The organism is Mycoplasma sp. 3398 (assembly GCF_053851555.1).
This window is the reverse complement of the sequence record NZ_JBSQAW010000004.1, coordinates 15775-39268: the sequence shown is the minus strand read 5'-3', so window position 1 is coordinate 39268 and position 23494 is coordinate 15775. Positions and strand designations below refer to the sequence as shown.

16 protein-coding genes and 1 pseudogene are annotated in these 23494 nt (G+C 30.4%); 14 read left to right on the top strand and 3 right to left on the bottom strand.

Going from position 1 to position 23494, the window contains the following annotated elements:
- Window positions 1-22 precede the first annotated feature (22 nt).
- From rpsG to ACWXVK_RS01865, 9 genes and pseudogenes are all read left to right on the top strand, one after another.
- Window positions 23-493 (top strand): 30S ribosomal protein S7, encoded by a 471-nt coding sequence (gene rpsG, locus ACWXVK_RS01905; protein ID WP_438340318.1) that lies wholly within the window; start codon window positions 23-25, stop codon window positions 491-493.
- 45 nt (window positions 494-538) lie between these two features.
- Window positions 539-2632 (top strand): elongation factor G, encoded by a 2094-nt coding sequence (fusA, locus tag ACWXVK_RS01900; RefSeq protein WP_456013528.1) that lies wholly within the window; start codon window positions 539-541, stop codon window positions 2630-2632.
- A gap of 331 nt (window positions 2633-2963) precedes the next feature.
- Window positions 2964-5318, top strand: a complete 2355-nt coding sequence (locus tag ACWXVK_RS01895; RefSeq protein WP_456017075.1) for a putative immunoglobulin-blocking virulence protein — start codon at window positions 2964-2966, stop codon at window positions 5316-5318.
- A 32-nt stretch (window positions 5319-5350) separates the two neighbouring features.
- Window positions 5351-8143 (top strand): Ig-specific serine endopeptidase MIP, encoded by a 2793-nt coding sequence (mip, locus tag ACWXVK_RS01890; RefSeq protein ID WP_456017074.1) that lies wholly within the window; start codon window positions 5351-5353, stop codon window positions 8141-8143.
- A gap of 579 nt (window positions 8144-8722) precedes the next feature.
- Window positions 8723-9292, top strand: a complete 570-nt coding sequence (locus ACWXVK_RS01885) for a hypothetical protein (protein WP_456017072.1) — start codon at window positions 8723-8725, stop codon at window positions 9290-9292.
- Between the two features lie 397 nt (window positions 9293-9689).
- A pseudogene (gene rplJ, locus ACWXVK_RS01880) lies at window positions 9690-9971 on the top strand (50S ribosomal protein L10); the annotation flags it as partial.
- A gap of 29 nt (window positions 9972-10000) precedes the next feature.
- Window positions 10001-10150: a hypothetical protein gene (locus ACWXVK_RS01875; RefSeq protein WP_456017071.1), complete on the top strand. Its 150-nt coding sequence runs from the start codon at window positions 10001-10003 to the stop codon at window positions 10148-10150.
- Window positions 10151-10177: 27 nt separating this feature from the next.
- Complete coding sequence (locus ACWXVK_RS01870; protein ID WP_456017070.1) at window positions 10178-10375, top strand: hypothetical protein; 198 nt, start codon at window positions 10178-10180, stop codon at window positions 10373-10375.
- A 32-nt stretch (window positions 10376-10407) separates the two neighbouring features.
- Entirely contained in the window at window positions 10408-10473 is a 66-nt protein-coding gene (locus ACWXVK_RS01865; RefSeq protein WP_456017086.1) for a hypothetical protein, read from the top strand.
- 131 nt (window positions 10474-10604) lie between these two features.
- Here the strand turns inward: ACWXVK_RS01865 and ACWXVK_RS01860 are convergent, their stop codons facing one another.
- Window positions 10605-11975, bottom strand: coding sequence for an amino acid permease (locus ACWXVK_RS01860; RefSeq protein WP_438340311.1), 1371 nt, complete (start codon window positions 11973-11975; stop codon window positions 10605-10607).
- A 594-nt stretch (window positions 11976-12569) separates the two neighbouring features.
- Window positions 12570-12734 carry a hypothetical protein gene (locus ACWXVK_RS01855; protein ID WP_455994698.1) on the bottom strand — a complete coding sequence of 55 codons (165 nt, stop codon included), beginning with the start codon at window positions 12732-12734 and terminating at the stop codon, window positions 12570-12572.
- A 191-nt stretch (window positions 12735-12925) separates the two neighbouring features.
- Here ACWXVK_RS01855 and ACWXVK_RS01850 point away from each other — a divergent pair, with 191 nt between their 5' ends.
- The gene (locus ACWXVK_RS01850) at window positions 12926-13084 is read left to right on the top strand and encodes a hypothetical protein (RefSeq protein WP_444704774.1); all 159 of its coding nucleotides are present in this window, start codon (window positions 12926-12928) and stop codon (window positions 13082-13084) included.
- A gap of 534 nt (window positions 13085-13618) precedes the next feature.
- Here ACWXVK_RS01850 and ACWXVK_RS01845 read toward each other — a convergent pair.
- Window positions 13619-14047 carry a hypothetical protein gene (locus tag ACWXVK_RS01845; RefSeq protein ID WP_456017069.1) on the bottom strand — a complete coding sequence of 143 codons (429 nt, stop codon included), beginning with the start codon at window positions 14045-14047 and terminating at the stop codon, window positions 13619-13621.
- Between the two features lie 341 nt (window positions 14048-14388).
- On the opposite strand from ACWXVK_RS01845, the gene rplJ (ACWXVK_RS01840) reads away from it, so the two are divergent.
- From rplJ (ACWXVK_RS01840) to ACWXVK_RS01825, 4 genes are all read left to right on the top strand, one after another.
- A complete protein-coding gene (gene rplJ / locus ACWXVK_RS01840) occupies window positions 14389-14880 on the top strand; it encodes a 50S ribosomal protein L10 (protein WP_438340307.1) in 492 nt (163 codons plus the stop codon).
- A gap of 44 nt (window positions 14881-14924) precedes the next feature.
- Window positions 14925-15296 (top strand): 50S ribosomal protein L7/L12, encoded by a 372-nt coding sequence (rplL, locus tag ACWXVK_RS01835; protein WP_438340306.1) that lies wholly within the window; start codon window positions 14925-14927, stop codon window positions 15294-15296.
- A 144-nt stretch (window positions 15297-15440) separates the two neighbouring features.
- The gene (gene rpoB / locus ACWXVK_RS01830) at window positions 15441-19034 is read left to right on the top strand and encodes a DNA-directed RNA polymerase subunit beta (RefSeq protein WP_438340305.1); all 3594 of its coding nucleotides are present in this window, start codon (window positions 15441-15443) and stop codon (window positions 19032-19034) included.
- Complete coding sequence (locus ACWXVK_RS01825; protein WP_438340304.1) at window positions 19034-23494, top strand: DNA-directed RNA polymerase subunit beta'; 4461 nt, start codon at window positions 19034-19036, stop codon at window positions 23492-23494. Before rpoB ends, ACWXVK_RS01825 begins: the two co-directional genes overlap by 1 nt.

Genomic DNA, 23494 nt, shown 5'->3' with positions numbered 1-23494 from the left:
AGTTAAATAGAAAGGAAAGAATATGTCAAGAAAGCATAAAGCACCTGTGAGAGATGTCTTAGCAGATCCAGTTTTTAACTCAAAAATTATTACCAAATTAATTAACACAATTATGCTAGATGGTAAAAAATCTGTTGCCGAGAATATTTTATACAGTGCCTTTGAAATTATTAAAAACAAAACCGGTAAAGAACCAATGGAAGTATTCAATTCTGCACTAGAAAATGTAAGTCCACAACTTGAAGTTCGTTCAAGAAGAGTTGGTGGTTCTAATTACCAAGTTCCATGTGAAGTTAGTGCTAAAAGAAAACAAACATTAGCACTAAGATGAATTATTCAATATGCCAGATTAAGAAATGACAAAACAATGGAAGAAAAGTTAGCACATGAAATCATTGATGCAGCAAATAAAATGGGTGGAGCTATCAAAAAGCGTGACGATACCCACAAGATGGCTGAATCAAACAAGGCATTTGCTCACTTTAGATGATAATTACCTATTTTTATTTAAATTATTTATTTTATTTAGGAACAAAGTATGTCAAGAGAATATAAATTAGAAGATTATCGTAACATCGGAATTATGGCTCATATTGATGCAGGTAAAACTACAACTACAGAAAGAGTTTTATACCACACAGGAAAAATTCATAAAATCGGTGAAACACATGAAGGTGCTTCACAAATGGATTGAATGGTTCAAGAACAAGAACGTGGTATTACTATTACTTCCGCAGCTACAACTGCATATTGAAAGAATAAAAGATTAAACATTATTGACACACCTGGACACGTTGATTTTACTATTGAAGTTGAGCGTTCGTTGCGTGTTTTAGATGGTGCTGTCGCTGTTCTAGATGCTCAATCAGGTGTTGAACCTCAAACAGAAACTGTTTGGAGACAAGCAACCAACTATAAAGTTCCAAGAATTGTTTATGTTAACAAAATGGATAAAATGGGTGCTAATTTCAAAGCATCTGTTGAGTCGCTAAGAAAGCTATTAGGTGCTAATGCACATGCTATCCAACTTAATATTGGTGAAGAATCACAATTTAATGGAATTATTGATTTAGTAACCATGAAAGCCTATGAATTTGATGGTGGTGTCGACGAAAATATGAAGGAAATCGAAATTCCTGATTATCTAAAGGACGAAGCAAATTTAATGCGTGCTTCTCTTGCCGAATCACTAGCAGATTTTGATGAAGAAATTACTGAATTAATCCTAACGGAACAAGAAGTTTCGGCTGAATTAATGAAAAAAGCTATTAGAAAGGCTACTTTAACTTCAACATATTTCCCAGTTGTTTGCGGAACTTCGTTTAAGAATAAAGGTGTTAAGTTAATGCTTGATGCTATTGTTGAATATTTACCTTCACCATTGGATATTACCGCAATGAAGGCATACAAAGGTGAACAAGAAATTTCAATTCCTGCTTCTGATGATGAATTTTTCTCAGCATTAGCATTTAAAGTTATGAATGACCCATTTGTTGGTAATTTAACCTTCTTTAGAGTATATAGTGGGGTTATCTCAAAAGGCTCATATGTAATAAATTCAACAAAAGGTGAAAAAGAAAGATTTAGTAGAATTTTATTAATGCATGCTAATTCAAGAACTGATATTGATGAGGTTAGAACTGGTGATATTGGTGCTGCTGTTGGTTTAAAATACACAACAACTGGTGACACACTTATCGATGAAAAACATAAAGAAATTGTTTTGGAAAATATGAATTTTCCTGAGCCAGTTATTTCACAAGCAATTGAACCTAAAACAAAAGATGCTTCTGAGAAACTTTCATTAGCTCTACAACGTTTAGGAGCAGAAGATCCTACATTTAAATACTATACAGATGAAGAAACTGGGCAAACTATTATTGCTGGTATGGGTGAACTTCATTTAGACATTATTGTTGATAGACTAAAACGTGAGTTTAAGGTTGAAGTAAGTGTTGGGGCTCCACAAGTATCATATCGTGAAACAATTACTAAGTCAGCAGAAGTTGAAGGTATTCATAAGAAGCAATCTGGTGGTAAGGGGCAATATGGACACGTGTGAATTAAATATGAACCAAACCCTGATGGTGGATTTGAATTTATTGATAAAATTGTTGGTGGTAAAATCCCTAAAGAGTACATTAAATCGATCGAAAAAGGTCTTAAAGAAAAAATGGAAATTGGTATTCTTGCCGGTTATCCAATGATCGATATTAAGGCAACTCTATTTGATGGTTCCTACCATGAAGTCGATTCATCAGAACTTGCTTATAAAATTGCTGCTTCAAAATCATTGACCAAGGGCCGTGAACAATTGGGGACTGTTTTATTAGAACCAATTATGGATGTTGCTGTTGTTGTGCCAGAAGATTTCTTTGGTGATGTTATGGGAGATATCTCTCGTAGAAGAGGTCAAGTTAGAGATAACGAAACTCGAAATGATGGAGCGCATGTTATTAAAGCATACATTCCATTAAACGAAATGTTTGGATATGCAACTCAATTAAGATCAATGACAACTGGACGTGGTACATATCAAATGTGATTTGATCATTATGAAAAATTACCTCGCAATTTAGCTGATGAAATTATTAAGAAACGTGGCGGAAAAGTTTCGGTTGACGAAGATTAATTTAAATAAATTTTAAAATAATAAAAAGGTCTAGGGCAAAATTGCCTAGGCATTTTTATTATACTTGTATATTCTTAGTATATTTGCAAATTAACAATCCTATTTTATTTGCAATATAATATGATAGGAATTAAAAATAAAAAAACACCTTAAATTAAGTAGTAAAATCTCTTTTTATTATTTTAGACTAACTATTGTTAGTTTGGAGAAAATAGATAGTAGTTAACTTATGCTTATTTTTGTGTATTATTATATAAATTTTAGTATAATGTAGGTTAAATTAAAGGTTCATAAGATTTTTTATGAATTGAAATTATTTTAAGGAGAAAATATGAAGCTTTTAAAGAGTAAAAAGAATAAGATCGTTTTATTTACCTTAGGATCAACAATATTAGGTTCAGCAATTATAGGTAATGCTATTTTTGCTGCTAACCAAAAGAATAAAAATGGTATAGAATTTAACAATATTTATGGTGAAAACTCTGAAATATTTCACAAAGGTACACCCGATGTAACTAAAGCTGATGTGTCTATAACTGATAAGAATTTAAAAGAAATTCCAAAACCTCCTGTTGTTGTGCCTCCACAACCCAAACCCGAACCAGAACCTATCCCAGTTCCTCCACAACCCAAACCCGAACCAAAACCTGAACCCAAACCACAACCCAAACCCGAACCAAAACCTGAACCAAAAACAAACCCAGTCCCCCTTCCACAACCCAAACCAAAACCTAAACCTATCCCAGTTCCGCCGAAACCTGTTCCGGTTCCGCCGAAACCAAAACCAACTCCCAAACCAGCGCCAAAACCGGCCCCTGCCCCTAAACCTGCCCCTACACCTAGAAGCGAAAGAATTACTATTACAATTAATGGTGTTCAGGTTCTAGCTGAAGTAACACCACCTCCAACTAGACCATTAGACCCTCGCGATGTTGCTGCAGGAATTACTAATAAAAATCCTTATGTAAATGAAATTGTTGGAAATGTTAAAAGTGTTGAAGTAACAGATGAGTTAAGAAAAGCAACTCTTAAACAACTTATTAATAATAATGCAGATGGACTACAAAACTATTTCCCAAGCCTTATCGATGATGTACTACTTGATGAAACTGAATTATTTGACCCTGATAGATATATTGAATTAAATAGTCAAGTATGAACTCAATTAATTGATAAATTCAGACGTCTTCTAGATAGCCCTAATGTTGTTAATTTCTTAAAAGAGGATGCAAAAAAACAATATCCTAATAAACAATTTAAGAGTAAAAATGTTAAATATGCTTGATTAATTAAAAATTTAGATTATACAAAATTTACAAAATTAGGTAAAGGAGCAGAAGAATATTTAAAACAAGGTTATACTGCTTCTCCTAATAATGCATATATTAATGAAAATGGAGAAATTGACTCATATAGCTATTCACCAGCTCCTGGTTATAATGGCGAGATAGCTAGACGTGAAAGAGATAATCGTGACCGTCGTGCTTTTGGCATTGAGGGATATTTTGGTCGAAATCCAGAACAAATTCAAAATGGTGTATATCCAGGATGAAATAAAAGAGATGTTACCCAATCTGAACAATTTAAACAATTCAATGTTGGAAATAATGATGGTATAACCATAACTGAATTAACAAGACAAAAACCGCAAGAAGGTAAGTTAAATAAAGGCTACATTGTGGAAATTGATGCTGCTAACTATGATGGTTATGAGAAAACTAAGAATTTAATTGAATCATTAAAGAATAAAGGTATTGAAATTACTTCATATCGTATAAAAAATATGGGTAAAAAAGATCCTAACCAAAAATTCAAAGATATTTTAAGAGCTTTACCTGATAACTTGCCGCAATTAGAACTTTTCTTTGATCATAGAGCAACTAATACATCAGCATTAGTTGAATTAGAAAATAAAAACATTAAGGAACTAGCGTTATTTACCTTAGGTAATTCTCTACTTGATGATTGATCGATTAACCCATGAGCATTGCGTAATGTTGAGTGAATTAATACTATTGATTACAATGTTAGTTGAGATACTAGACCCGGAGCCGAAATTGCTTCAAGAATTACATTTAACACCTTAGCATTTGAAGAGTCTGATTTAATAAGAGATGAATCGGATCCGCAAAAGAAATATGAAAGAATTAACAATGGTTTAAGAATGGCTTATTACACTAGAAATAATGAAGGGATATTTCAAGGTGGGTTCGGCCCTGGTCTAAATCCAGATACCAATGAAGGTGGAAATAGTTATCCAACAAGAATTGATTTCTCAAGAGCTCCTTCTATCAGATCATTAAAAGGCTTAATTTTTTATGATTACATTAAATCATCAAATAAACCAAGAAAATTAAAAAATGCTAAATTCTTTAGTGATAAAGCCTGATACGAAATTAGTGGTGATGATTTAGATGGTGCACAATTTGACACCGTAATGTCACGCGGTGAACCTGGATTTCCTCCAACTAAAATTGAATTTAGTAATGGTAGTGTTACGCAAAATGTTAGATTAACAACTAAAGATAATTTGACCAGTTCAGCCTTAACAAATTTAAGCATCTTAATTAATTTATCAGGAATTTCGAGGGAAGTTCAAGTTCCACAGGGGGCAACTACATTGAAGAGTCAACTTGAATCTAATGGTTACAAAGTAAGTTTTGCTAGTGATGAAGCATTCAACTAATTTTAGAAAAGTATGTAAGGAATCTTAAAATTATGAAATTAACAAAAAGAAACAAGGCAATTATTACTGCGTTTTTTGGAATGCCGTTACTTTTTTCTCCAACATTTGCATTGATATCATGTCAGGATGACATAACATCGCTAAAAGACAACATTAAAAAACAATTAACCGAATTAGAGACATCTTTAAGAGAATTAAAAGATACCCGTAGTGATGCTAAACAATCGAGCGCTTATACTGAAGGAATAAAAGTTCAAAAAGAAATTAATGATATTCTAACTAATGAAAGCAGTGGCGTATTTGATTTGCGTAAGGCTAAAAATAAGGCAGATCAAGCCATTAATGCCATAAAAAGCGAAATTGCAAATATTAAGGAAAACATTAAGAAAAATCAGTCTAGTGAGACACCAGACACAAGCATAAAATATTCGGATAATGAATTTAATGATGATTTTAACAAATTAATTGTTAATGCAAATATTGAAGATAATTTTGAACTTATTTTTAGTAACTTTTTAACAGGCAATACAAAGTCACAGCTATTTGCTAGTGAGCTACAAAAGAATGTTTCCAATATAAAAATTAATTTTAAGGATGTAAATCTAAATAATAAAATCAACATATCAATTGAAGGTATTATTTTAGAAGATGACGCTAATACTACCGGAAAAGCTAAATTTAATGTTGTTTTTAAAAATAAAGCAACATTAACAAGAAAAAATCATATATTTGAATTATCAGGTTTAAAAACTTCACCATTTAATAGCGATTCAAATGGTGATAAACCGAATAACAAAATTGATTCAAATCCAGAAGATAATGAAGTTTCAAAATATGTTAGTTTAAACCAAAAAGAGCGTTTTAAATATGATAATGATAAATACGTTGGTTCGCTAAAGCAATATTTGGCTTTTTCTGCTGGTATTGATGATTGAACTAAATTAAGAGAAAATACTAAGGCAACTAGCGAACAAATTAAAAAATATGATGAAAAAGCAAAAACGTTAGGTCAAGATTCTTATGAAAATGCCGCATATAAAGGTTTTAGCTTGCCTTCATATAAAGCAAATGGTGAAGTCGATGGAATTGAACTATTTGAGCCTTCAGAATTAGGAAAACAACCTTCATGAGTTGATACACTAGGTAAAAATGATCCCTTTAAAACTAATGGCTTAGCAAGAAAAATTGTTAATCAAAAATATCTTGATATAGCCAAACAGACTTTTACAATTGCTTTAACAAGAGCTAATGATTTTAAAGATGAAATAGCAAAAATTGAATTAGCTATTAAACATTGGCAAGATCCTAATAATGAATCAGAATTTAGAAAATTAATTGACAAAAAGGTTGCTGAATTAAAAGAACAAAAAGAAGCTCTAACAAAAGAATTAGATGACAAAATTGCTAAGAACACCGATGTTCATTTAACTGAAAGTCTTCAAAAAGAAAAAGAAACTGAACTAAAAAAATATGATGACGCTATTGCGGAATATCAAAAAAGAACTCGTGAAATCGAAATCCAAAAGCAACAAGCAGCTATTCTTGATTTAAAACTAAAAGCACAATCAAAAAAACATGTAATTGGCGAAAATGGAACCACTTGAATTCTTGATTACCAACTTGATAGTAATGGTTATCCAACAAAATGATATTTAGGAACTAATTCTCACGTTGCAAGGGCATTGACTGATAATTTGACAAGTTTTTCAATAGCTAAGATTGACAATAAATTACAGGTTGGACAAAGTTTGCGTATTTCTGAATTAGATGATAATATTACTCGCTTTTCGTTTGAAGATCCTAGTGCAATTAGAAAGGTTTTTGATGGAACTGACTATTTAAGATCTCATCCATCTGATTTCTTATCTGAGCGTCAAAAGAAAAAATATGGTGATGTGGAAGAATTTGTTGATTTTGCTGTTTTAGAAATTGATTTTACTAAGATTAATAAATATTATGCAACTTCAAATGACCAAGATGTAACTCAAAGATATCCAAAAGTCGGTAGCAATGATTTTGCACAAAATTTAGCAAAAGAAATTACTAATGATTATGCTAATCACGCTGATAAACAAGTTAAATTTAAACAAAAATCATACTTAAATGATTATTCAAAAATTGATTTTCCTCTAAAATCTAAATTACCTCAAGATATAGATTTCTTGTATGCTGTAGGGTGGCCTTCATCACGTGAAGATTATTATTTGAAGAAATACATTGATGATGATCAAACTAAAAGAAAAAACAATAGTTTTAGCTTGTGAATTAATAGCGAATATGAATATTATGATGCAAAAATAACTAATGGCGAAGATGGTACACCTTCTTCATATCCAAAAGAAAAACTTGATCGAGGAAGTTTTCTTTCTTACCAAATTGGTTATCGTTCGTTTATTGATAAACCCGGTGTTTTAGATACATTTATAGCGGCTCCAAAAATTGGCGAAGATTTTTACTATGTTAATGGTAAAAGATATGTAAATATGGGCTTAGCTTATATTCCACGTAGATATGCACCGATTGGTGGTTCTTCTGGAACTTCAATTCGAAATCAACATAATGAGCTAGTTTCAATATTTTATGCATCAAATACTTTGGCACGTGTCGGCCTATCGGTTGCTTTTAGATCTGAAGGTTATAACTATGATGGTTTATATGGCAAATATAATCTTCCACAATATGATCTAATTTATGGTGGTGGTAAAGAACAACAAAATTCATATCGTGAAGCGCTAGAAAAAATCTATTCAACCCCGGATTTTAAAACCAATCTATTTAAAAACGGATTGAGTGAAATACCTTCTGAATTTAAATTTAATAATTAAAAAATCCCTTTATTTCTATGATCAAAAACAAAAAAAGTTCGAAAACGGTAAATATGTATATAGAGATGGTAGTTACATATATGTAGCATATGATTCCTACAATGATGGGAGAGTATTGATAAATTACAATTGAAAACAAAATCATTTTTAGGCGATACTATATATTGATCATATTTACAGCACAGAATATTTAGAACATAAAGGAAATACTTAACTAAAGTCATACTTCTGATGATGCATATGAAAAATTATTAGATGGTTGAATTGCATTTTATAAATTTTTGCTAACTAAATAAATATAAAAATTAACAAACAAAATCAAGTCAATATTTTGCTTCATATTTATGTGTTATTTAACATTTAATTAGTGCTGTGATTCATCTTTTTTTGATTGGTTTATCTTGTGAAAAAATCAAAATGATGATGGAATTTATCATTAATTGTATTTTGGTTTTGCTATACTGCATAAAGTCAAAATATTTAGCCTAATATAAACATAAAAACCAAGAAAATGAATTGCAATTTTAATTGCACTCAAAGCAACAACACTCATTAAGTATAAAATAAGGAAAAATAATTATGAATAATAAAGATGGACTAAATCATTTATTGCAACTACTTATAGGTTTTGCAGATAAAAATACTTTTCCAACTGTTGAATATCAAAAAAACAATTTTTTTGCAAAAGATTGAGAAGAAAAGACAATAAAAAGAAATAAATGAGTAAAAATCTATTATGAAATAATTGAAAAATTAGTGCAAGATGGTGCAATTGTTGGTTCATACATGAACATAGTTATTAGTAAGCATCGTAAAAATTCCAAAAATGAGATTGGTCAATGAAATTTTTGCAGACACCATATTGATGAAATAAAAATAAGTGGTGCAATATTTTCAAAAGCACCAGAAATGAAGCAATATTATAAAATTGGTAAATCAATTTTAATATCGTTTGATGAGCATTTATTTTTGCATTACATTATTGTAATGGCTCAAACAACATTGCCTAACAATGGCATGATGATTCCGCTTCAATTATGATTTAACGATTGAAACAAGAGTCTTGATTATTGAGATAAAAAAGTTATACAACAATGCAAAAAATACTCTGTTCCTTATATAAAAGATTGACAAAAAAATTTAATCTAGAATATTCATAAATTATTCAATAAAAAAACATTAAATCACGCTAGGTGGTTTGATTTTTTTTAAAAAAATTTTATTCTATGTGTGCTATGAATTTATTAGTTTTTAAAGCCAATTTATGAATAATTTTTAATATCTTTTAGTATTTTAATTAAAAAAGCTTATTTACTTTATTGAAAAAAGCACCTAATATTCACAAAACATTACACATATTTACTTAAATATAAGTCGCAATTCCTTACGCAATGCATAAGGACAGTAACTGTAAAAAACTTAATTTGTTACCAAGTGTATATCTTATTGATATCCTGAAATCATTTTTTGTGTTGCAATAATATTTAAAGGGGGAAATCCATGTAAAAAGAATCTAATTTTAAATTAATGAAAAAAGAACAAAGTAAAGAGATTGCTAAAAAAAGTTGATGCTAAAGCACTTGTTGTTGCTGAATATCGTGGTTTGACAGTTCAAGAATTAACTAATTTACGTGTTGAAGCTAATAAAAAAGCAGGAGTTGAATTGGTAGCTTACAAAAATAGAATTTTCAAATATGGATTAGCTAATACTGAATTTGAATCATTAGGTGAATTGCTCGCTGGTCTAAACATTTATGCATTTAGTAATGAAGATGAATTATCGGCTGCTAAAGTATTGTCAAATTTGCAAAAGAAAATAAATTGTTAGTGCTTAAAGCTGGTGTTTTTGGAGGTAAAGTGATTGACGCTAAAGGTGTTGCTGAAGTTGCTGCTTTTTCAAACTATAAAGAAGCACTTTGTATTCTTGCTTGTTCACTTATCTTGCCTCTACAACAACTATCTCTTTCTTTAAAACTATGTAGTGAAAAAGAAAGCAAATTAATTTAATTTAACATCGGAAGAAAAAAAATATTAATGGCTAAATTAGAAAAAGACACATTCATTTCTGCACTTAAAGAAATGTCAATCAAAGAAGTTAAGGAATTAGTTGAAGCAATAAAAGAAGAATTTTGTATGTACCCCGCAGCTGCCGCAGTTGCTGCTACTCCTGCTGCTGAACCTACCGAAACCAAATCAACAGTTAATGTTGTTATTACCTTTAGACAACGCTAAAAAAACTTGCCATTGTTAAAGAAGGTGTTTCGATGAATGAAGCTGAAGAACTAAAAGAAAAATTAGGTGAAGCTGGTGCCGCGGTAGAACTTAAATAATTTCACAACAAATAATAATAAAATTCTTGCCTACAAAGCAAGAATTTTATTGTCATATTACATTAAAAAATGAGTATTTAGGCAAAAAATCGAGACTAATATCTGATGCTAAATTTGAGTTGATAATATAGCTATATTTTGAGCTCATAAGTTTTTGAAATATTTTTCTTTTTACGTCGTTTTACTGCTGAATATATTCCTCAAATGACAAAGCCAATCAACATTACACCTAGATAACTAGGTGCTAAAAATATAGTTCCTTTTGTGTATTCATCACCTACAATCGGAGGAATAAAATTAACTACTAATATAAAGATTATTAAAATAATAGACAAAATAAATATTGTAGTTTCTCATCAAGTAAGCCTAAATGTTCTATGTTTGAATGCAATAACTAAAATCGAAATTATTACTAAAAGGTACTGCATTAAGAAAACCACGTTACCAGCATTAAGGATAAAACTAAATTGATCTTTTATACCTAATGCATATGGTATTGCTGTAAAAATAATCATTGATATAACACTAAAACCTGTTGCAAATAATAATGCGTTTCTATATTCCCCATGCTTGTTTTTCTTGCCTAGTTTTGAAGGTAAGAATCCATCATGAGCTAAAGGAGCAACAATTCTTGAATAGTATATGTTTGCCGAAAGAGTGCTTGAAATTCTATTGAATAGTGTACCTATCATAAAAATTATAAGTCCAGCTAAACCTCATAACGATTGAAAGAATTTTGAAAATGAAGTGGATTCACCAATAAATCCTTTTTGCAGTCCTAACAGTAAGAGATATAAAGTAAAGTAAATTGCAAGTACAGCAGCAAAAATTAGTAATAATATCTTTTTAAAGCGTTTTGTTTCTACGTTAGCGCTTATTCCTGCAAGACCTTCTGCACCACCAAATGCATAAATAAAATTCAATACATTTATAGTAATTATTGAGACTGAAACTTTGCTATTTGTCAAGATGTTATTAGCAAAATCGAGTGAACTAAAGGATAAATAAATACCTAAAGATACACCTAATATTATCGTTATTCATTTTACTGATGCGGAAAATAAAATAAATCATTTAGATGTTTTTATTCCAAACGTTGCAATTAATGTCAAAGAAAGAAAGAATACAAGAGAAACAATTTGATAGATTAATTGATGTGATTTATCAAATTCTGATAGCAATGTTGAAAAAAATAAAATTGTCGTGGCTGAAAAAAGCGGTATCTGTGAGAATTGATTCCAGCCATTAAAAAAGACTCAAAATTTATTTGCCGAAGCCTTTTTGGCATAAACATATGAACCGCCGGCCTCATTACCAAATGCTTGAGCTCCACGCGCAAATGCTAAAATAACACTAAAACTGATGAATGATGTTAGTGCAAAAACCAACATACCTCATATACCTTGAGCAATTATTCCTGTGATTGTTGTTATAAAACCAAAACCAACTATAAAATTAATACCATATAAGAAAAAACTTTTTTCACTAAATTTATTTTTCATTTTAAATACCTAATGCACCTAATTATATACATTATTTGTTAAATATAAAACGAAAAAGTGCATCTTCACTAAATTTTATTAGAATAATTTTATGTAAAAAAATGCAAAAGCATTCCTAAAAAAACGCGAATTTTTAATTAAAATCAATAACAAAATAATCAATTTGCATTGATTTTTAATATCTAAGGATTTGAGAGTTGCATATATCTAATTGCTTTTTTGTTTGCATGGATAACTAATCTAACATACAATTTCATTCATTAAACTTTTAATTATTTTGAAAGAAATTTTGAGCTGCATTAACCGACATCAGAAATGGAAATTGCTTAATATTATGCCGAACAACGTTATTAATTTTGTCCATCATGGATCAGGTTTCATCATTGCTGTATCAGTCGAATAATTTTTTCTTTTAGAATATAAGTTTATGCATATTCTCAATCGAACCCTTTTGAGATGAAGCAAATGCATTTGTGTGAAAAATTTGTTTGATACTCTTTATCTTGTCCAACATATAGTTTTCAGATCTGTTATCTATTAATAAAGTGTTAATCTTAAAGTTAAATCTAGCAGCCAATTTTTCGATAGCTCTTTTTATTGCTCTAGCATTGAGTCTTGATATGATTGCATAAGATTTTTTGTTAAGCGATTTATCAAAGTTAATATGACTTTCTTTGATTTTATATTTCTATAGACTATATCCATTTCATAGTCATTCAAAGTTAATCAATCATTAATTTCTTTAGGTTGTTCACGCATTATTTTGCCAGCAGTTTTTTCTTAGGTTTATGACACTTAGATTTTGACCTAAATGACTTCCTATAGACTTATAAGTAAGTAAAATATCATATGGGATAATAAACTCATTTCTTTTTTTGAATTTGTATAGTGTTAAGGATCTGCAATAAAAGCATCTTTGTTAGATATTTTCTTAAATAAAGAGTTGAAAAATGAGTTTTATTCTTGATCTAGACAAAATCGAAGAAGATGAAAAATTTGATGGTTACTTTGTTTATGAAACATCAAGAAAAGATCTTAAACTTGAAGAAATTGTTTTAGTTTATCGCAAACAATATCAAATTGAAGAAAACCTCAAAACTTTGAAATAATCACTAAAAACCTGACCGATATTTATCCGAACTGAAAAACATATTCGAGGGCATTTTTTACTAAATTTCATTGCATTAATTGTTTTATTTTACAATATTTGAAATTAATGAATTCTATCATCAACAAGGTTTTATTGAAAAATAACCAATACTAAGTTAATTGTTTTTTTAAAAGACTGTAATAAGTTAACTAAGTTAAGAAACGCGAAAATAATTGAAGAAAGATTTATTAACCCCGCTATTAATAAGAGCAATGAAGAAACTTATAATGAAATTTTAGAAATTGTAAAAAATTGTATATAAAAAAATAAAAAGTGTGTTTTGCTTGAAAATAATGGTTAATTTTACACTTTTTATTTTTTGCTCAAAAACTTAAGAAAATCTGAAAAATGAAAAAATGAAATTTTTTCACATTTGAGTTTTCCATTTTTCCCCTTAATACTTTGCGTATTAAGGTTTATTTTAATTTTTGTTTTATTCTAGATTTGCATCATTACCACTAACATGTATTACTTCTCTAATAATAGTGGCCTCTTATTGAGTGTTGATTTGCGGATTTTGTATTGTTTGATTGTTTTTTTGTAACAATCGTCCACATATACTACAATATTTTCCATTATTTATATAAATTTTTGCTTTATTAAAATTTGTTTGTTCAGTCATAGCAATAATTAAACCTATTAATCCTAAAAGTGGAAGAAATAACCCGATTATCATTAATATTCTAGCTGCTGATAAACGTGTTTTAACCATAGCTATAAAATAAAATACTAAACCTATAATATTTGATATCAACGCTGGTCCCAAAGGTAAAAAAGGTAAAATATCAAATATTTTTTCATTAGAATTAGATTTTATGTTAACCAAAGCTAAAAACAAAAACATAACTAACGATATTGTTAAAAAAAGTGCACCTAAAATAGATATTATAAAAGATGCAATTGCTGCATTTTTACCTGTCATAATAAAATTCTTGTATTTTGTAAAAAAGTTTCCATTCCAATTTTTTTGTTTGCTACAAATAGATTGAAAAAATGGAAGAGTCAAACATCAAAAAATGCTTGAATTTTGTTTTGACTCCTATTTAAATAATCAAAAATAGAAAATGAGTCAAAATTATTGTATACTATAAAACACATTAAATAATGGAAAATTATGATAATGATATTAAATTTTTATTTTTTCTATGGTATAATGCTTTTGCAATATATGAAGACAGTAACGGCAAACGCTTAAGCTTAATAAGTTACCGAGTATGCTTGACTATTGATATTGCAAAAACATAATTTAAAATAGGAGGAGAAATGAGCGCATTAAGGGATGCTAAGGTCTTAGTAGTTGATGAAATTTCTAAAAACCTAAATCAGTCTAAGGCTTTATATGTTGCTATGTATAAAACTTTAGATGTTAGTTCGTTGCAAGCAATTCGTAGAGAATTGGCTAAGTATGGCGTTTTAATAAAAGTTTATAAAAATCGTTTAGTTAAACAAGCCTTATTATCGACAGAACACAAAACATTAAATGATTATCTTGTTGGCCAAAATATATTTATTTTTGCTAATGAAGATGACTTAATCACACTAAAAGCATTAGCTAAATTCAAAAAAGAATACCCTGCCTTACAATTGGTCGCTGGTATTTATGAAAACAAAGTTGTTGATGCAAAAAATCTTGAAGAAATTTCAAAACTTCCTTCATATGAAGAATCACTTATGATTCTTGGAAACTCATTGCTTGCACCAATTAGAAATCTTGCAATTGGTCTAAACGAGTTAGTTAAACAAAAGGAAATGTAAAACTTAATAATCAAAATATAAAATAAAATTTTAAGGAGAAAAATATGGCTAAATTAACAAAAGAAGAATTCGTTTCAGCATTGAAAGAAATGAATATTAAAGAAGTTATGGAACTTGTAGAAGGACTAAAAGAAGAATTTGGAATTGATCCTAGTGCTGTTGTTGCTGCCGCTGCTCCAGCTTCTGCTGAAGTTGTTGAAGAAAAAACAACATTTAATGTTACATTAAAATCAGACGGTGGAAATAAACTTGCTGTTATTAAGGCAGTTAAGGATTTACTAGGTTTAGGTTTAATGGATGCTAAGAAATTGGTTGAGTCAGCACCTGCCTTATTAAAAGAAAATGTTAAGAAGGAAGAAGCAGAAGAATTAAAGGCTAAATTAGCTGAAGTTAAGGCTGAAGTAGTTTTAGACTAATAAAGATAACATAAAAAACTGGCTTAAAAAGCCGTTTTTGTGTTTTTTATATAATATAAATAATGCGCATACATGCGTATGTGTAAACTGTTGTAAATACTTTGAGTATATTTTAGTAAATTTAAACAAAAAATGAGGTTAGATATGAACAAAAAACCAGAATATGTTTTAAGAAAATTTGGACCGGTTACCGAACGTAGAGATTATTCAATTAGTCAAAAGAAATTCGATACTCCTGATTTCTTAAAAATGCAAAGAGACTCTGTTGAACAATTTTTAACCAAAGGTGTTGAAGAGGAATTGAGAAACATATATCCAATTGAATCACGCGGAAAAGTAAGAATTGAGTATATTGAAAATTCTGCTACTTTTGAATATCCTAATAAAACTGAATTTGAGTGTATTAAAGAGGCAAAACAAAAAGGTTCTTCATATCAAGGTAAGTTAAAGGCTAAATTAAAGCAAGTTAATGAAGAAACAGGTGAAGTTACACCTGCTGAAGTTGTTTTTGCTGAAATTCCTATTATGACATATGGAGGCTCATTTGTCATTAATGGTTCAGAAAAGGTTATTGTCTCTCAATTAATTCGTTCAACTGGTGCTTACTTTGGAGTTAATGTAAGAAATAAACAGGCTAATGACTTGTTTAATAAAGTTGAAATTATTCCTCAAGTCGGTTCATGAGTTGAAATATACCACAAAACTACTTCATCTAACCCGGACACCGTTAAGGTGCATATCGATAAAAATAAATCATTCCTATTATCTACCTTTTTGAAAGCACTTGGTTTTACTGAAAAAGGTATTAAGAAAATGTTTGGTGATATTCCAGAATTAAATGAAACTTTACGAAAAGATAAAACATTAGGTAATACTGATGAGGAAATTACAAGGGATGCCCAGGAAACAATATATCGCTTAATTAGAAAGGGTGATAGAATGACCGCCGAATCGGCCCGTAATTTAATTCCATCAACTATTTTTAATGAAAAAAGATACAGTTTAACTGAAACTGGTCGTTTTACTTTGAACCGTAAGTTAAATATCGCCGAAAGATTAGTAAACACCTATTTAGCTGAGCATATCATTAATATGGATGGCGAAGTTAAGTATGAAAAAGGTTTGTTAATTACTTGAGAAATAGCAAGAAAGATTGCGGAGGAATTTAGATTAGGCATTCTTCCCTTGTGAAAATTACCTGATGTTGATCCTTCAGTATATGGTAATCAATTGGATATGCCTGGAAATGAAAAACTTGCTTTGCGTTTATCTGTTCCGAGGGTATGAGTTTATCCTACAGAAAATGACATGATAAATGACATTAATAAAGTTCAAGTGTTAGGTAATGATCCTAATTCAACTGAAAACTTTTTACTAATTCCTGATTTAATTGCAACAATATCATACTATTTTAATTTATTGTTTAATATTGGTGTCGATGATGATCCTGACTCATTAGTAAATAAAAGAATTGTTACTATTGGTGAGCTTTTGCAAAATCAATTTAGAATCGGTCTAATTAAATTAGAAAAAAATACTCGTGAAAGAATTTCAACCAAGGAAACATCAAAGATTACGCCAAAGAATGTAACAAATAATAAACCAATATTTAACCAGTTTAAATCATTTTTCAATACATCAAAACTTTCACAATTTATGGACCAATGTAATCCGCTAGCCGAAATTTCGAACAAACGTCGTATTACCTCGCTGGGGCCAAGAGGTCTAAACCGTGATACCGCCCAATTTGAGGTTCGTGATGTTCACCCTACCCATTATGGAAGAATCTGCCCAATCGAAACTCCTGAGGGGCCGAATATTGGACTTATTCTTAATCTTGCATCATTCGCAGACATTGATAAATACGGATTTATTAAATCGCCATATTTTAAGGTTGAAAACAAAAAGGTAGATTTTTCAAGTCCGCACTATTTAACAGCCATCGAAGAAGCTGGGTATACATTTGCGCAATCAACCGTCAATATTGAAAATGATATAATTGTGGATAAAATGGTAATGGTTCGTCGTGATAATGAATATCTTGAAGTCCCAGCTAATGAAGTTAATTTTGTTGGGGTTTCAAACCGTCAAATGACCTCGATTGCTGCTTCTGCTATTCCTTTTTTAGAAAACGATGACGCTAACCGGGCATTAATGGGTTCTAATATGCAACGTCAAGCTGTACCTGTATTATTCCCTGAAGCTCCATTAGTTGCAACTGGTGTTGAAGCTGATATTGCTAAATATTCCTCAACAAACATTATTGCTAAATATGATGGTGTGGTATCTTATGTTGATGCTAACGTTATCATCATTAAGAGAGATGAAAGTAATAAGAAAGATGAATACCATTTAAGAACTTTCGAGAGATCTAATCAAGGTACCTTAATTCATCAGGTTCCATTAGTTAAGGTAGGTCAAAGTGTTAAAACTGGAGATTTACTAGTTGATGGTCCATCAATGAAAAATGGTGAAATGGCATTAGGCAAGAATGTTTTGGTCGGTTTCACAACATGACATGGTTTTAATTATGAGGATGCTGTTGTTTTATCAGAAAGACTAGTTAAGGATGATGTCTATACTTCGATTCACATTGAAGAACAAACTATTCAATTTAGACATTCAAAAGCCGGTGAAGATATTTTAACAACTGATATTCCTAATGTTTCAAACCACTCAAAGCGTTTCTTAGATGATAATGGTATCGTTAGAGTCGGTTCTGAAGTTTCTGCAGGTGATATTTTGGTTGGTAGAACATCGCCAAAAGGTGAAGAAAACCCAACTCCTGAGGAAAAACTGATGGGAGCTATCTTTGGACAAAAGACTGCTTCAAAAAAGGATACATCACTAAAAGTTAAACATGGTCATAATGGTACAGTTGTTGCTGTTGATGTTTTGAGTCGTGAATTTGGCGATGTTCTAGAAGACGGTATTGAAAAGATTGTTAAAGTCTCAATTGCCCAAAAGAGAAAAATTAAAGTTGGGGACAAGATGGCAGGTCGTCACGGTAATAAAGGCGTTGTTTCCGTTGTTTTACCAGTTGAGGAAATGCCTTATTTAGAAGATGGTACTCCACTGGATATTGTTCTTAACCCTCAAGGTGTTCCATCACGGATGAATATTGGACAAGTTCTAGAATTGCACCTTGGTTTAGCTGCGCAAAAATTAAATACAAAATTTGTTACTCCAACGTTTGATGGAATTACTCATAATCAAATTAAAGAAATTCTTGAAGAAGCAAAAATTAATCCATCAGGTAAATCTGTTGTGTATGATGGTCGCACTGGTGAACCATTTGATCAACCAATATCGGTTGGGATAATGTACTATTTAAAACTATATCATATGGTTGATGATAAAATGCATGCTCGTTCAGTTGGACCATATTCATTAATTACGCAACAACCGCTTGGTGGTAAGTCGCAAAATGGTGGGCAAAGATTTGGGGAAATGGAAACATGAGCCATTGAATCATATGGTGCAGCAAATTTATTACAAGAACTATTAACATATAAGTCAGATAATATTAATGGACGTAATCAGCTTTATAACTCGCTCGCAAGAAAAACAAAGTTGCCAAAGCCAGGTATGCCTGAGTCGTTTAATGTTTTGGCATATGAACTAAGAGGTTTGTGCATCAAACTTGAAACTCATGATGATTCACGAGAAGAAAATGAGCTTGAATATGAAAGAATTGATACTAAATATCAACAAGATTGAGATGGGGGAGCAGAATAATGAAAAATAATGCAAAATTCGATTTATTAGATGAATCAAAAATTAGAAAAATTTCTTTATCATTAGCTACTCCTGAGGATGTTGAATCTTGATCGCATGGGGAAGTTACAAAACCAGAAACTATTAACTATAAATCATATAAACCTGAACGTGGTGGTTTGTTTGATGAAATTATTTTTGGACCAATGATAGATTATCGTTGTCCTACTTGTGGTTATAAATATAAGAAAATAAATGAAGGTTCATATTGTACAAGAACTGATTTGTGCCGTAAAGAAAATGTTCAAATCTTGCCTAAAATAGCACGTAGAAATCATATGGGGCATATTAAGTTAAATAGCCCTGTTGTTCATTTTTGGTTTTTTAAGGTTGACCATTCAATTATTTATAAATTATTAGGTTTAAGAATTTCGAGTCAAAATTCATCTGAAACAGTTAGAAGAGAGGAACTTGAAAATCTTATTTATTATAAAAATCATATTGTTGTAGAAGATGGTGGACTTAAATCATTACCTAAAAACTTAATAATCGAAATCAATGATGCTGCTGTTATATATAAAGAAGCATTGGATGAATTATTAACACGATTTGATCCAAAAAATCCAGATCATAAAGAAGCTTATGATGAAATTTCAGAAACAATTGAGCAATTGGTTGAAAAAGCCACTTCAAAAATCGGTCAAGAATATGGAATTGACTTTTATGAATTAAATGATATCATCCAACATTACTCAGACGCAAAAATTATGACTGGGGCAAGAGCTATTGAGTATCTATTGAAGAATTTAGATCTAGTCGCTGAAAAAGCTTATGTAACAGAGCAAATTAATCAGCTCAATTTACAAGAATCTAAAAATCCCGAAAAGTTTGCAACTACTACTAAACAAAATAGGGAAAAATTATATAAAAGATTGCAAGTTATTAACGCGTTTATTGAATCAAAACAATCGCCAACAAATATGCTAATTTACAATTTACCAGTTATTCCGGCTGATCTTAGACCATTAATTCAATTGGATGGTGGTAGACACTCAACAAGTGATATAAATGAGCTATATCGTAGAGTTATTATTAGAAATAATCGTTTACAAGAATGACAAGAAAAAGATGCTCCTGAACTCGTAACGCAAAACGAATTACGTATGGTTCAAGAAGCCGTCGATGCTTTAATTGATAATCAAAGAAGAACCCCTAACCCTGTTTTATCAAAGGACAATCGTCCATTTAAATCTATTTCAGATGCACTAACAGGTAAAAAAGGACGTTTTAGACAGAATTTACTTGGAAAACGTGTAGACTATTCTGGCCGTTCTGTTATTGTTGTTGGGCCAAATTTAAAGATGCATCAATGTGGTATTCCAAGAGAGATGGCTGCAAAATTATTTGAGCCATGAATTATTGCTCGCTTAATTGATCAACAGGTTGCAACAACTGTTAAAAATGCTAAGAAAATAATTGAAGATCAAAATCCAATTATTTGACCTCATGTTGCTGAAGCAATTAAAGGAAAATTAGTACTTCTTAACCGTGCTCCTACGCTTCACCGTTTGTCTATTCAAGCATTTGAACCGGTTTTAGTTAGAGGAAAGGCTATAAGATTACACCCTTTAGTATGTACCCCTTTTAATGCCGATTTTGATGGTGACCAAATGGCTGTTCATGTGCCTATTTCGGAACAATCATTATTGGAAAGTCGTGAATTGATGCTTGCCAATAAAAATATTCTAGGCCCTAAGGATGGAGAACCTATTATTAATCCTTCACAAGATATGATTTTGGGTTTATATTATTTAACAATTGAACAAAAAGATGCTAAGGGCGAAGGAAGAGTCTTTGACAATTATGATCACATGATAAGGAACCTTGAGGCTAAAAAAGTTTCTTTACATGCAAGGGTAGCATTACCTGCTGAAGAGGTAAAAAACTCTAAAATATTTAATAAAAATACAATTAATCAACAACTTTATGTTATTTCAACAGTTGGTAAATTTATTTTTAATAATGTGTTTCCAAAAGATTTTCCTTTTATCTTTGATAATAAAGTAATAAAGGCAATTAATTTAGAGGAATATAAGAATGAGTTTAATAAAACATATGTAGTTAAAGCTGGTATAAATATTCCTGAATATATTAAGACCTTACCATTGCTAGATGCCTTTAATAAAAAGAATATTGCCAAGATTATTCGTTACATGTTTGATAACTATGTTGCAACAATAAGCATAGCGGAAGTTGCTAGCGTTATTGATAAAATTAATGATTTGCAAGATTCAGATATTGTTTTAGAATTTTTAAAATTAAAAACCTACAAGGGCCAAAATCTTGAAAGAGAACATGCGGATTTATTGACTGAATTTGTTTTAGAAGAAAAACAAAAATTAAATTTAGAAAATGAAGAGAGATACCGCGGACAAATTCATATTCCATTAAGTGCTAAAGAGAAAGCTAAATTGTTAGACAAGGTTTGATTTAAATATACAAATATTGTTGCTTCTATTCTTGATGATATTAAACAACTTGGCTTTGATTATTCAACTACCTCAGGTATTTCTATTTCCTTCTCGGATATTTTAGAAACTGAAAAGAAGAAAGAATATATCGCTGAAGGTGATGAATATATTGCTAAATTAAAAAACTATTACAAATTAGGTTATATAACTGATGATGATAGATACTCGTTAACTATTAAAAAATGAGCTGAAATCAAAGATAAAATCCAACAAGAATTGCAAACAATCATCAAAGAAAATCCACAAAACCCAGTTATCACTATGATTAACTCAGGTGCTCGTGGAAACATTTCAAACTATGTTCAATTAGCTGGTATGCGTGGACTGATGGCTAACAATACAAAAACCACTAAAGCTGATGCTAAAAATGATAGGGTTGTTCGTTCGACCGTTGAAGTTCCCGTTAAATCATCATTTATTGAGGGCCTAACCGCATTTGAATTCTATTCGTCAACCCATGGTGCTAGAAAAGGTCTTACTGATACTGCACTTAATACTGCTAAATCAGGTTATTTAACAAGAAGATTGGTTGACGTTGCTCAAAATATTGTGGTTAGAGAAGAAAATTGTGGTTCGGAATATGGATTTTTAGCTAGAAATATCATTGATACTAAAACAAAACAAATTATTGTATCTCTAAAAGAAAGAATAATTGGTCGATTTTCAAATAAGCCAATTTATGATAAAGAAGGTAATTTGATTTGTAGCCGAAACATCTTAATTACTAATAAGATAGCACAAAAAATTATTGACGCTGGTATTGAAGAAGTTGAAATTAGATCGATCCTTGGATGTAATACTCGTAATGGTGTATGTAAAATGTGTTTTGGTAAGGACTTAGCAACAAACCGTGTTGTTAATATTGGTGAAGCAGTAGGTATCATAGCTGCTCAATCAATTGGTGAACCTGGTACACAGCTAACTATGCGTACATTCCATACTGGTGGGGTTGCTGGTGTTGAAGATATTACTGGTGGTTTTACTAGATTAATTGAATTAATTGATGCTCATGAACAACCATGAGGTAGACCAGCAACAATTTCGCCATATCAAGGTATTGTAGTTGATATTGAAAAACTTGAAAAATCTGATAACGATTATGTTGTTTATATCGAAATTCTGAATAATAAAAATCAAATTGAAACTAGATCTATTTTAGTTAATACTAATAAGAAATTAAGAGTTTCTATTGGTGATGATGTTAAAGTCGGCCAAAAGCTTTCAGAAGGCCCAATTATTCTAAAAGAGTTATTAGCGCTAACTGATGTTAGAACAGTCCAAAATTACTTACTAAAAGAAATTCAAAGAATTTATCGTATTCAAGGTATTGCTATTAGTGATAAATATATTGAAATTATTATTAGACAAATGATGTCTAAAATTGTTATTAGTGATCCTGGAGATTCAAAATTCTTTGCTGGTGCTATTGTTGATATCTTTGATTATCAAGAAGAAAATTCGTTATTATTATCTCAAAACAAAATTCCAGCATATGGAAGTGTTGTTATTAAAGGTGCTAAACAAGTTCCGCTGTTGTCTGATTCGTTTTTGGCTGCCGCTTCATATCAAGAAACTTCGAAAATTCTTGTTAATGCTGCCATTTCTTCTAGAACAGATAATTTAAGTGGTCTAAAAGAAAATATTATTGTTGGAAAGAAAATCCCTTCAGGAACTGCATTATATTCATTTGAAGAACATTCTAAATACGATATTAAACCATCGATTAAATACTTTACAAATTTTGATGAAAATGAAGAACAAGACGATATTGAATTAGGCGATGAAAATATGATTGATTTAGATACTTTGACACAAGAATATGATGAAGAAGGTCTTAGCGATAAAGGCTTTGTTAATGACTTTGCTGATGATTTTTATGATAATGAAGATTTTGAGACTGATGATAATGAATCAGAAGAATTTGATGATAATAAAATAGATTACGAATAA